This window comes from Paenibacillus sepulcri, from assembly GCF_042647105.1.
Taxonomy (GTDB): domain Bacteria; phylum Bacillota; class Bacilli; order Paenibacillales; family Paenibacillaceae; genus Paenibacillus_Z; species Paenibacillus_Z sepulcri.
On the sequence record NZ_JBHRUP010000001.1, the window covers coordinates 2,792,425 to 2,805,595 of the forward strand.

At 55.7% G+C, this 13,171-nt stretch carries 7 protein-coding genes; 3 read left to right on the forward strand and 4 right to left on the reverse strand.

What is annotated here, in order from left to right:
• Positions 1 to 108: 108 nt before the first annotated feature.
• The gene (locus ACFOLF_RS12665; RefSeq protein WP_210045209.1) at positions 109 to 2,775 is read right to left on the reverse strand and encodes a family 78 glycoside hydrolase catalytic domain; all 2,667 of its coding nucleotides are present in this window, start codon (positions 2,773 to 2,775) and stop codon (positions 109 to 111) included.
• 134 nt (positions 2,776 to 2,909) lie between these two features.
• Here ACFOLF_RS12665 and ACFOLF_RS12670 point away from each other — a divergent pair, with 134 nt between their 5' ends.
• Positions 2,910 to 3,767, forward strand: coding sequence for a helix-turn-helix domain-containing protein (locus ACFOLF_RS12670; protein ID WP_210045210.1), 858 nt, complete (start codon positions 2,910 to 2,912; stop codon positions 3,765 to 3,767).
• A gap of 72 nt (positions 3,768 to 3,839) precedes the next feature.
• On the forward strand, positions 3,840 to 5,144 hold the full coding sequence (locus ACFOLF_RS12675; protein ID WP_210045211.1) for an SEC-C metal-binding domain-containing protein: 1,305 nt from the start codon (positions 3,840 to 3,842) through the stop codon (positions 5,142 to 5,144).
• 56 nt (positions 5,145 to 5,200) lie between these two features.
• Here the strand turns inward: ACFOLF_RS12675 and ACFOLF_RS12680 are convergent, their stop codons facing one another.
• Entirely contained in the window at positions 5,201 to 6,484 is a 1,284-nt protein-coding gene (locus ACFOLF_RS12680; RefSeq protein ID WP_379113606.1) for an MFS transporter, read from the reverse strand.
• A gap of 340 nt (positions 6,485 to 6,824) precedes the next feature.
• Here ACFOLF_RS12680 and ACFOLF_RS12685 point away from each other — a divergent pair, with 340 nt between their 5' ends.
• Entirely contained in the window at positions 6,825 to 8,081 is a 1,257-nt protein-coding gene (locus ACFOLF_RS12685; RefSeq protein ID WP_379113603.1) for an MFS transporter, read from the forward strand.
• 11 nt (positions 8,082 to 8,092) lie between these two features.
• On the opposite strand, the gene ACFOLF_RS12690 is transcribed toward ACFOLF_RS12685, so the two are convergent.
• Both ACFOLF_RS12690 and ACFOLF_RS12695 read right to left on the reverse strand, forming a co-directional pair.
• A complete protein-coding gene (locus ACFOLF_RS12690; protein WP_210045213.1) occupies positions 8,093 to 11,305 on the reverse strand; it encodes a glycoside hydrolase family 2 TIM barrel-domain containing protein in 3,213 nt (1,070 codons plus the stop codon).
• A 170-nt stretch (positions 11,306 to 11,475) separates the two neighbouring features.
• Positions 11,476 to 13,158, reverse strand: coding sequence for a four-carbon acid sugar kinase family protein (locus tag ACFOLF_RS12695; RefSeq protein WP_379113601.1), 1,683 nt, complete (start codon positions 13,156 to 13,158; stop codon positions 11,476 to 11,478).
• Positions 13,159 to 13,171: the final 13 nt, after the last annotated feature.

Here is a 13,171-nt window from a genome sequence, read left to right on the forward strand (position 1 = left end):
TAACAGCACCCTTGATACTGGATGAACTTAACAACCGATTGTGAGAATGATTATCATAATCATAAGGAAATCGGCTGCCAATGTCAATGGTTTCAGGATAAAAGTCGCCTATTCGATGATGAACTCATATTGGCCCGAGTCCACCTTCAACATCATCTGCTCACCGCGTTTGTCGCAGCTGAGGATGCCGGGAACCCCGGCAGTGAATCTGCCTTCCTCCCATACCATGCCTTCACTCTCCCGAATGCTGTCAAGACCGCCATCTGCTTCAGCATCCCATTCAATCTCGGCTGTCATGGCCGGCGGAATATCCGCAATAAGCCGGATTCCCTTATTCAAACGCTCCCACCGCACCCTGACTTTTCCCCGTATCGTGGGAACAGATGCCTCAGCATAGGTCAGCCCCGGCGCCAGATATGGCTTGATCCGAACACGCGCGAACCCTGGCTCCGCGGGCTGAATGCCTGCCACATACTCCTGCAGCAGACGCGCCGGATATCCGTTCCAGGCATGCGAATGGGATTCGATATCCTCCCAGCCCTCCCACATCGTCCTGGCACCCTGGCTGATCATATAGCCCCAGCCCGGATATTCCGGGTTGTCAATGATTCCGTATGCGGCTTCCTGCCGGCCGTTCTCGAACAGGGCCCGCAGCAGCGGCAGACCAAGCACCGTTCTGAATTCCCGCTTCTCTGCGGCAATGGCTTCAATCAGAGCAGCCTTGTCTTCCTCCGGGACAAGCTCCAGATATATCCCGAGACCGTTTACGCCTTGATGCGTACTCTGCGACCCCAACGCATCCCTGAACCGCCGCTTGCCGCGGTCATACAAGTACTCCAGGATATTGAGCTTCAGTTGCTCCGCCTGCCCGCTATAATAGATGCCGTCTTCTTCCCGGCCGATCAGGCGGGCTGTGTCCGCAAGTACCTTGAGGGCCGCGTACAGCTTCATATTCTGCACGGTCAGCACCTCCGATTCATGATCGACTGTGGGATAAGGCCAGTCGCTGATATGCCAGCCCTTGTCAACCGGAACCAGACCAAGCCCCCGGTCCAGAATGCCCAGGTAATAATCCGCCATCCGCTCGGCCGTTCCATAATACTTCGCCAGTACGCGTTCGTCCCCATAAATGAAATAGATCTTCCACAGCAGTGTGTTATAGTGCAGATCCCACTCCGGTATTTGCAAATTAAAATCCGGATGCCCGTTATTGGATGGATACACGAACGGGAATGTGCCGTCGGCAAACTGTGAATCGGCAAAATCGCCTGCCACCTTCTCAAGAATGTGGCGGCCGTCAAAATTGAACAGCAGCGCCTCGGCCTGCAGGTCCGAATCGGCGAGATATTGGGCCTGCTCCCGGTGCGGGCAATCCACGACCTGGCCCAGCACATTATTCTTCTGCGTGCGGATGCAGGCCTCGTACATGTCGTTCAACAGGGAGCTTGAGCTGTCAAAGCTCCCTTCATATTGAAGATCCGTATGGGCGGACACGGCCCAGAGATTCTCGCCTGCGGCAATCTCTCCGGGATATCCGCTCACCTCCAGATACCGGAAAGCCTTGTAGGAGAAATCCGGCTGCCAGCTTTCCTCTTCGTCTCCGCGCATCGTATATTGATCATAATAATAAGCTGATTTTTCATTGGACACATTGTGTTTGACATAGCCCTGTTCGTCCAGATCCTCCGAATACCGGATGCGAAGCGTAACCCCCGCAATGCCTCTGAGCCGGATAAGCGGCCAGCCGGAGATAATGCGCCCGACATCGAATACTTGCGCCTTCTCCTGCTCACGGATATGAGAGGGCCGGACAATCGCAGGAACCAGCAGCTCCTCGACCGCTCCTTCGGGGATTTCCTGCCATTGACGGACCCACCGCTGCACGGAAGCGGGAGCCGGCTTGGCTTTCAACCAAGCCTCACTGCCGCCCCCTCCCGCCGTGCTCCACCGTGGCGGCAGCTTGCGGGCATCCACATCCTCAATCGCGCTTATCCGGCGGTTCTGCTGATAATTCGTCCCCGCCCGGTGCGGCGGATCGGCCAGAACCAGCCAGGAAGCGTCAGTCTTGAAGGTTTGCGAGGTGCCGTCGATATAATCTACCTCCAGCTGCAGACAGAAGCCAGGCAGCCCATTGACGTAATTCTGGCCGTCTCCGCCGAGGTAATGAGCAATGGCTCCCAGGCAATTCCGTCCCTTGTGCAGCAAATGGGAGGCATCATAGGCCAATACATATTTGCGCTTGCCGGGATTGGTCGGAGCCGGAGATCCGCTGCCGCCGATCCGTTCTCCGTTCACAAACAGCTGGGCCGCGTTATGCGCGGAGGCGAATATTTTGGCGCAGGCCACCGGCTTGCGAAGATTGATTTCCTTGCGGAAGTAGACAAAATCATTGATCATCCGCTTGCCCGGACGCCAAATCCATTTGGCCTTCCACTGCTCCTGACGGAGCCCGGTATCGAAGAAGGCAATTTCGGATTGTGCCGGAATGCCTTGTCTGTCGGTTACCGCCACGCGCCACCAGTACCGTCTGCATCCTTCGAGGGAAGGACCGCTGTAGTCCATCTGCAGCCTGTTGCTGTCAGAGACTTCCTTCTCCCATATATCTCCCGAACCGCTAAGCAGCCGTTCATAGCTTGCTGCCACATATAGTCGTACGGATTCCGATCCCGCACCTCTCGAATCGCTGCCCAGACGCCATGAAAACCGGATTGCGCCATTATCGATCCCAAGCGGCTCCTTATGTCCATTCACTCTCAAATGATGCACAGTCAGCATAAATGGGTAATCCTCCTGACGGGTTCCTGTTTGGATTTTGCTTATCATTATAAAGCAGAGGAGGAAGCGGACATACCGGCGATTATGCTACAATTAGGGGTAGATTCCATCCTGCTTAAGGAGATGCTCGCGGCATGACAGGCATACCGGCAACCCTGAACGGCACATTTTATTGGAGAGACCAGCTCCCTCTATTCATAGCCAGAGAAAGGGAATCCTTCACGCTGCCCCTGCACGTCCATGACTTTGTAGAGATTGCCTATATTGCCGAAGGCAGAGGGGTCCATTACATCGGGAACGAGCGGCTTGATGTTGAACGCGGCGATATTTTTGTTATTGCGATCGGCACTCCCCATGTATTCCGCCCTATGTCCAAGGAGCAGGATCAGCGGCTGATTGTCTATAACTGCCTGTTTGAGCGGTCCTTTATCCGCCGGTTTCAGGATTCCATTCCCTCCACCATCGGGCTTGAGCGGATGTTCCATCTCGATCCATACCCCTATTACTATTACAAAGACAATCAGGATGAGATTCTTTTCATGATGGAAAAGCTGTTTATGGAATACTCGCTGCGCCTCTGCGGCAGTGAAATGATTTTGAGCGCACAGGTGCTTGAGCTGCTGTCTGTGCTTTACCGCTGCGAGCAGCAGGGAAGACTCCCTTCGTCAACCGTGAGCAAGCTGGAGCCCGTTTTCAAGCATATCCATTCGCATTATCACGGGAATGTGAAGCTGGAGGAGCTTGCTGCCCTGATTCATGTGAGCGTCAGCCATCTTCAGCGGTTGTTCAAGCAGTCCGTCGGCCAGTCTTTTACGGAATATATGCAGTCGCTGCGGATCGCCAAAAGCTGTGAGCTGCTGAGAATTGCTGCGTCTGTCCGTGAAGTTTCCATACAGGTAGGCTATAATGATATTAAATTTTTTCAGACCCTGTTCAAGAAAAAAACAGGAATGACGCCGCGTCAATACCGCAGCAAATATACTTCGAATTAGCTGCATGCCGTCATCCTGCTCATATAGCCGTATATCTGCCTGTTTAAATTTAATCGTTTGGAGTGAAGCATCTTGTCAAAACCGGGAAGAAATGATCCCTGCTACTGCGGAAGCGGACAAAAGTATAAACGCTGCTGCCTGGAGAAGGACCAGCTCGCGGAGCGCGCGGGACTGGAGGCAGCCCTCCCGGAGCCGGATCTTGATTATCACCTGTCCGTAGCCGAAATCCATTCGCTCATAGATGAAGACATGGTATGGCATAATGCCCTGTACCCCATGCTGGCCCATCATCTCACGGACGGGATGGAGCCGTATTTTGAGGAGCAGCACATTATTGAAGCGGTCAGTCTATGGAACGAATTCTCCAATGTGCAGAAGCCCCTTTTCCGCAAATTCGGAGCCTACTGCGCTGCGCTGGAATACCTGGTCTGCGAGGCGCACGGGATTATAATCACGCAAGCGGAGCTCGCGAAGAAATATCAGGTATCGGTTGCAACGATCTCCAAGCGGTTCCAGGAGCTCAATGAATTTGCCGAGAACCATTATGGCGATATGCTGGATGAATACGAGAATGGGGACCATGAAGACCTTGATCATGAGGTATTCCAGCTTCCGCCGCTTTCGCAGAAATCCAGAGATGCATTGCCGCTGAAATCGATCAAGCTGGCGGACGAGCTTCTCCAGAGGGCCGAACTGCAGCCGAATCGCAGGCAGCGGCTGGATCTTATTCAGCATCTGCTGGAACTGAACCCGTATTGTGCCGACGCATATTTGCTGCTGGCGGGGGCCACTTCCGATCCGGAGCAGGCTTATCTTTATTTGAGGCATGGTCTGCAAGCAGCGGAGCTTGATCTGGGTGAAGGATTTATCGCGGAGAACCGGGGGGATTTCTGGCTTATTGACGAGACGCGTCCCTTTATCCGGATCAAATTCGCCTATGCCGAGCTGTGCTGGGAATTGGAGAATCAGACAGAAGCGATCCATCATCTCGAAGATCTGCTGTCGCTGTCCCCGAACGATAGCGTGGGAGCCAGATATCTGCTGCTGGCCGTTTATCTGGACAGGAAGCGGCTGGATGATGCGGAGCGGCTGCTGGAGACCTATGAGGACGATATTGACGCTTCCTTCGCCTATGACCGCGTCATTCTCGAGTTTCTGCGCCATGGCAAGTCGGCCAGGCTGAAGATGCTCTACCGGAATGCGCGGAAAGCAAACAGGCATGTGCCGGATTATTTGCTTGGCTTGATGCCTTTGCCGGAGACGATGCCCGATCTGTACAGTCCGGGAGATTCCTATGAAGCCGCACTATATGTAAACAGCCACTTTCAGCTGTGGATCAAGCTGCCGCGGCTGCTCGAGTGGATGGCTGGCCAATAGGCCGGCCCGGAGGACGGCTCAAAGCGGAATCCTTTTCGCTCTGAGTCCGTCCTTTTTTACATTGACTTTCTTCGTGTGCGAACCTGATTGGACTTGGGCTCGGACTCCTCGCGGATCAGCCAATACATGGCATACTGCAGGACGGCCATGCTGACGAGCACAATCGGCAGCCATACGGAATCCAGATCCTTGGATAATACAATTAGCAGCGTAATGGAGACCACCCGCCCGGCGTTCAAAAAAGCCTCCCTCATCACCACGGATTCGACGCGCAGCTGGCCCTTGAGCGGCAGCTTGCCGATCAGCCGGTAATAATAGGAGGTCAGCGAATTGCCCACCAGCGGATTGCAGATAGAGAACATGATCATGAACAGCATAACGGTCCAGAGATGCACCTCAAACAGCAGGAAGGAAGCGCCGATGAGCACGCCCGTCGAGGTCATGAGCACATATTTGCGGGCCTGCTCCTTCTTCGCCTTTTTTGAAATGATATATCCGGTAATGACCGTCAGCGATGAGAAAAACACCCCTAAGTAGCCGACCCAGTCTTCCCTGCCCACGGTTTGCAGCAGCAATATATTCGGCAAAAACAGCATGATCCCCTGGAATAGGCCCATGACGAAAAACGCGATCAGCCCCTGCAGCCACAGTCTTTCCTTGCGCATCAAGAGGCCCATCAGACGCAAATGATAAGCCTTGTGATGCGAGGGAGAAGCCTTGATGCGGAAGCTGACAATGGCAGCCACAACGAACATGATGGAAGCGATGAGGAACGTCAGGATATAGCCTTGAAGCCCCTCGTTCATTTGTATAATAAAGCCTGCGAGCGCAGGCCCGATAAGTCCTGCGGTGCTGAACACGACCATGTTGATGGCCAGAAAGCGCAGTCGGTTGCTCTCGTTCGACACGTCATACATCAGTACCAGATACCCCGTCCAATAAAAGCCTCCCGCAATACCGTTGAAGATCGCGAACAGGATGTAATATTCCGCGACTTTCTCCTGTGCGATAACCACAAGCAGATAGAATACGGCGATCGTCGCAATGCCGAGGCGGTAAGTGACCATTCTGTCCTTGCGCTTGGCAATCCATCCGCCTGCTGCGAACGCAAGCGGAGTAAACAGGTAAACCACGATGTTGTATGTGCCGTTAACCGTCAGGTCCTGTGTCAGGCGCCATAGGTAAAGATTCAGGAACAACCCCGACATCGAGGCCCCGAACTGGAAGCAGCCGTGTACGAACAAAGCGGTAATCGCTTCATTATTCAGCCTGTACTGGGGCTCGATACCTGTACCTCTTGAGAAATTCAATCTGAACCGCGTGCTCGGCTGCATCAACATTCGCCCTCTCCAATGTAAACAATACCTAATATTGTATCACAGCGGAAAGCGCTTTTATTTCCTTTCTCCAAGTGATTTTGGCCGGGAAAAAGGCTTCCATCCCGATATGGACCGGAATATGCGGGAAAACAGGCTGTTTTTGCGGCGGCAGAGATAAATACGTCTCCTATTTGGATCCCATTCATCGCATCTTTATTTTCTCTCCTTGTCGCATCTTATTCATAGAGCTATATGGCCTTTCATGTTACAATAGCCGATAGATTCCATGTCACTGACCTAACCTGTTCGGATCGCCGCTTATACACCGGAATTATCTATCATGGATGATGGAGGCTGCTTCGTGAACTCAGAAGAATCCAGAACACAGCCAGCCAAACGCTGGAACAGCCTGTTGCTGCTGCTTGTTGTTTTTGTCGGCTTCCTGGTCTTCGGTTTCTCGGAGAACAGCAAGGGACCCGCTCTCCCCGGAATGCAGGAGGATTTCGCTCTTGATGAATGGCAAATCGGGCTGCTGCTTTCCTTGAACTCGCTCGGCTATTTGCTGGCATGCAGCTTTACGATTGTGCTGACGAATAAACTCGGACTGCGCTTTGCGATGCTTCTGGCCTTTGGTTCCATGGCCGTGTCCGGCGTCTTTATGTTTCTCTCCCACAGCTATGCGGCATTGTCCGCCTCTTATTTTCTGATGTATATCGGCAACGGCATACTGGAGATCGGTCTTGCTCTTCTAACAGCGCGCATATTCATTAAAAATACCGGCATGATGATGAATCTCTCGCATTTCTTCTACGGTCTCAGCTCGGTGGTGGCTCCACTATTCGCCTCCATGCTGATGGGAGTGCATCTGTTCGATATGACCTTAAGCTGGGGCGGCATGTATCTGATCATGATGTCTTTGTCCATCATCCCGATGATACCCGCTTTGTTCGCGGCCTTTCCCAGGGACACCGTAGCGGTGGAGGATAGAGTCTCCTACGCCTCCTACATGAAAGACCCTGCAGCCTGGCTGATTGTCGGCATTCTCTCGTTCGGGGTCATCTCGGAGCTTGCCGTCGGCGGCTGGCTGGTTAATTTCCTGGAGAAAGCCTACGACTGGACCCCTACGGCCGCTGCCGGCATGCTGTCCGCCTTCTTTATCTGTTTTACGGCGGCGCGGCTTGTGCTTGGGCCTGTAACCGACAAGATCGGCTTCATACGATCGCTCATCATTTTCTCCGGCAGCTCCGGAATCTGCACCATTGCAGCCATTGCGGCCGGCGAGCCCGGCGCGTTCCTGTTCGCGCTGGCCGGCGCCGGCATCGCCCCGATCTATCCGACAGTTATGGCTTACCTGGCCCGGTACTACTCCCGCAGCAGCGATACCGCCATTACCTTCACCGTCACGATGATGGGCATCGCCAGCATCATTGGCAATCTGCTGATCGGTGGAATCACGGAATGGACCAAGGACCTGTTCACGCAGGAGGACGGCTCCGGCATGGGACTGCTGCGCGGCCTGCAGGCCGGATATCTGTTCATCGCCCTCTGCGCGCTGCTGTGCATGTTGATCAGCGTGCTTCTGTACCGGTATCTGCACAAACGCGGCGGCGCGATTTAAGCGGGGATTATTCAGACTCCGCTTTGATTAGGCAAAGGCCTGATCTGTACCTCGAAGCTCTGCTTGCCCGGCTGAATCAGATAAGCGTCCAGTGTCGGCGCGTAACCGCAGCTGTGGTTGCCGATTCCGCTCTGCGCCATATCCAGCTTGACGACCGTCTCATCCAGCCTTGTCAGCAAATGAACATGCCGGGTCCGGGTCAGGTCCTCCGTGGAATAATGATGTGCGCTCATATCCAAATAGCCCGGACTGCTGAAGTGCAGGCCGCTCCCCCCGGCACTGGTCAATGCCGCCCAGCGCACCTCGGACTTGTTTCCGTTCTCCTGCGGTTTGATATAGGGGACGAACTGCTCCTCAACCGTGCCTGCATAAAGGCCAAGCTTGCCGCTCTCCTTGCGGTCGGAGTAGCATTCATGCGGTCCTCTGCCAAGCCATGATAACTGATCATACCCGCCGGGCATTCTCAGCTCCAGCCCGAACCTTGGAAGCGGCGGGAGACCTTCCTTCTTCGGCTCAACTGCACCCTCCAGATGAACTTCCCCGCTGCTGAAGAGGGTATAAGCGAGCATCGAGTGAAAAGCAGGCGGCTCTCCCCTTGCGCCAACCACGCCTTCAACTTGAATGCGGACCGTCCCGTCTTCCCGGATTTGCACCTCCGTGCCGCGCCCCCACGTAATGAGCCTGTCGTAGCCCGCCTTGACCCATTCTTTTGCCAAGTGCACATCATTATCGACCGGCGCACGCCAGAAATTCAGCTTCGGACCAGCCAGCAGCAGCGCATGCCCTTCGTAATCCCATGACTGGATGGAACCATCCAGCTTGCTGAGGCGCCAAGTGAAATTCTCCCCTTCCACTGACACAGACCGGGGAGTTTCGCTGACAGAGAGCAGCCTGTTTGCCGCAGAGGCAGCTGATGAGGCGGATTGCGGCTTTACGGTGACCGCCTGCACAGGTGCGGAGCCGGATTGCGGCTTTGCGGTGACCGCCTGCACAGGTGCGGAGCCGGATTGCGGCCTGCCGGCGGCTTCCTTCGCAGATGCAGCAGCTGTGAGCTTGGCCGCTTTTGGCCCGACGGGCAGGTCCGACCAGGCAATTTCATGTCCCGCCGGTGCCCAGGAAGTATCGCTGCGCAGGGTGAAACGGACATGTAGCCAATATTCAGAAGCAGGGTCGAAGTCGGTGCAAACCAGGGGGAGAACAGCCTGCTCCTCCGCGCCCGCCGCCGTATGCAGACGGGGAAGCTCGCCTTGTTCCAGGACAACGCCGCTGCACAGCAGCATCCATTCGCCCTGCAAATGCTCCAGAGTGAGGAAGTCGTACCGGTTGTAAATCAGGATGAGGCCTGCCGCCGCGTCCACTGCTTTGATTTTGACCGGCTCAATGACCTTCTTGTATTCCAGAATGGAAGCCTTCGGACTCCGATCCGGAAACAGCAGCCCGTCCAGGCAGAAGGAGCCGCTGTGCGGCTCATCCCCGAAATCGCCGCCGTAAGCGTACCATTCCTCTCCATTCTCGCCGCTCCGCAAGACCGCCATATCCGTCCACTCCCAGATCAGCCCGCCGATCAGCCGCGGATAGGTGTAGACCGCCTCCCAGTATTCCTTCAAATTGCCGGTTGAATTGCCCATCGCGTGACCGTATTCGCACATGAGAAAAGGACGGCTGTCGCTCTTGCGCCCTTCTTCAATCAATGTCCCGACCGCCGGATACATGGAGCTTACAATGTCGACGACAGGAGCTTCATAAGCGCGCTCATAATGAATCAGCCGGGTGGGATCGTAGGCCCTGATCCATTCCGCCATCGCATCGTGATTCGGCCCGTAGCCGGACTCATTGCCGAGCGACCAGATGATGACGGACGGATGATTTTTGTCACGCTCGACCATCCTTTTGGCACGGCTAATGAAGGCTTCCTTCCATTCCGGCTGCTGCGCCAGGAAGCTTTCATTGCCGATAAAATGAAACCCGTGCGTCTCCAGATCCGTCTCATCGATGGCATAAAGGCCATATTGATCGCATAGATCCAGCCACCTTGTGTCGTTGGGATAATGAGAGAGGCGGACGGCGTTCATATTATGCTGCTTCATCAACGCAATATCCTGAATCATCGATTCCATCGAGGTCACATAACCCCGGCGGGAATCAAACTCATTGCGGTTGACGCCTTTGATGATTACCGATTGTCCATTCACCAGCAGCCTGCCGTCCTCAATCCGGATATCGCGAAAACCGACCGCAATCCGCTTCACTTCCTGCAGCAGTCCGCCCGCATCGAATAAGGATAGCAGCAGGGTATACAGATACGGCGTTTCGGCCGTCCAAGTCCTGGGCGCAGAGACCGATTCGCTGATCGGGATGATCAGCTCCTTCTCTCCGTCCGGGAACTGAACTGCCTCGCTGCGTGACACGACTGGATGATGTTCGGCGTCAAGCAGTGCCAGCTGCAGCGTCCAGCCGCTTCTGCTATACCCGCTGCCAGCCGCAAGTTCCGCCACATTCAGCCTTATGGTCAGCTCCGCCTCCTCCAGAGATTCATCCAGCCGGGTTTGGACGAAGGCGTCACGAACAGTCACAGCAGGTAAAGCGAGCAGGTACACGTCGCGAAATATCCCGCTCAGCCGCCATTTATCCTGTGATTCGAGATAGCTTCCATCGCACCATTGATAGACCTGCACGGCAAGAATATTGTCGCCGGGAACGAGGAAGCGGGTTATATCGAATTCGCTGTGAAAATGGCTTCCCTGGCTGTATCCCGCCGGCTCTCCATTGATCCACAAATGAAAGGCTGAATCCACGCCTTCGAACATAAGACGGATCTCCCTGTCCGCCCAACTGTCTTTCACCCGAAAAGCCGTGCGGTAGCAGCCGACAGGATTATTTGCCGGCACATGCGGGGGATCTACGGGGAACGGGTACGGGCAGCTGCTGTAATGCGGAATCCCCCAGCCATGCATTTGCCAGTTACCCGGCACCGGAATTTCGGACCAGCCGTTATCGGAATAAGTCCGGGCCATAAAATCCCCCGGCGCCATATCTGGAGACTCCGCATAATGAAACCGCCAGTTCCCGTTCAACAATTGAAAATAAGCGGAAGCCTCGCGTTTCCCCTGAAGCGCCGTATCAAGCGACTCATAAGGAATCAAATCCGCATGCGGCTCCACCCTGCCGCGCTGCTGCACGGCCAGATTCGCCCAGTCCGGCAGCGGTTTCTTCGTCATATCCATCCTAAATCCGTCCTTTCATAGCAGAGATGTTCTTCACAACGGTGACAAGCAGACAATCGGCTACCGCCGTCCTCTGCCGGCGAAGCGAGTTTCTTCCGGACTATCAGATAAAGGGCCGATAGCCCCTCCTTGTGCGGGAGGCGTCTAATCAGCCCTTCATTAAACCGTAATTAACGACCATGCAGAACCTGCTCGAAAAAACGCTCGCCGCCGACCTGACCGCCCTTCAGCACCAGCTCCAGCCCGTCATATACCGGATCCGCAGAGTAAGCCCGGCACAGCGGCCCGCCCGGCGTCAGCGCGGCCATACATTCAAGAGCGGAGATGTTTAATTCGCGCATGACATAGCCCGAGGTGTCGCCCCCGGCGATCAACAGACGGGTCAATCCCGTTTCGGCGATCAGCCGCTTGGCCAGCACGCCCAGCTCCATTCCGAGCAGGCGGCTGCTCTCCTCGGAGCGGATCCCAAGCTCCGCCAGCGTCTCCCGCAGTTCGCCGATGCTAGCGTCGCTTGGGCCCATAGCGGAGTAAAGCACGACGCTGCCGCCGCCTGCAAGCAGGCTGCGGGCCTCCTCCATCAGCTGTTCCCGCGCCGCTTCAGCCCGTCCGGGATGGATCAGTTCATGCACAGGTACGCGGATTCCGGCAAAACCCGCCCCCAGCGCGTGCTTGATCTGCGTTTCCGTTACAGGCGAGCAGCTGCCCGATACAACGAGCAGCTTGTTAACCGGCTGCGCGCAGTCCTCTCTGGATGCCTGCTCCGGAAGCAGTCCCTCCGCCTTCCAGCATGCGCCAAGCGCGTATTCCACGCCGGAGGAACCGATCACAAAAAGACTTTCATCGGCCGGCAGCCTGCCTGCCTCTTCCCAGATCAGCCTGCCTGCTGTTTCCAGCCGCTGCTCATCCAGCACATCGAAGAGAAGAAGGGCCGGCTGCCCGGCTGCCAGCTTGCTCTCCATATTCCCGCGCACTTGCGGCAGCGGACCTTCAAGCTCAGTTATGTCCATCAGCGCCATGGGAAGCTCCGTTTGCCGCTGCAAATGCAGACGAAGATCGGCCTCATCCATCGGTGTTACCGGATGCCGCGACATCGTGGGATGCCGGTCCAGCCGATGGACCGTCCCGCCCCCCGCCGCATAATGATGGCCGAACAAGGTATATCGCTTCAAATAAGGAACACCCACAAGCAGCGGAATATAACGGCCGCCGAATACCCCGCGTCCGATTTCGGCCGCTTTGCCGATGCTCCCGGCATGCGGCAAGGAATCGAAGGTTGAGCAAACCTTGTAATGCACGACGGCTGCTCCCGCAGCTTTCAGCGTCTCGAAGATCGGGTTCAGTTCCCGTTCCATCTCATCCGGCGTGAGCGACCTTCCCACCCCCGCAACGCCAAAAGCATCCATCTTCACAAAGCGCCCGTCTTCCAGCTGTTCAGACGTGGGCGGTTCCAGAAACAGCACCGCCTTGAGGCCCGCCCGGAACAGCGATTCCAGTACATCCGTCGATCCGGTAAAATCATCGCCGTAATAACAGAGAAGCCGGCGGCGCTGTTTCCCGCCGGCATCGATGGACATCCCGATTGTCCATGCCTCATGAGGTGTGACCGTTGTCTGCATCCGCGAGGATGCATCCGCAATCCGGGCGTCCCGGGATGCGTCCATCATCCGGGCATCCCGGAGATTGTCTGTCGTGCGCGTTCCCAGAAAGATGTCCGTCGTCTGCGATTCCCCGGATGTGCTTGCAGTCCTTCTCCCTTGTGTGTCCCGCCGTAATTCCTGCGCCTCCAGCTGACTGGTGCGCTCCTGATCACTACGTTGTTTCTGACGCCCATCATGGACCTTCTCTTCGTTCATACGCTCAAGGCCG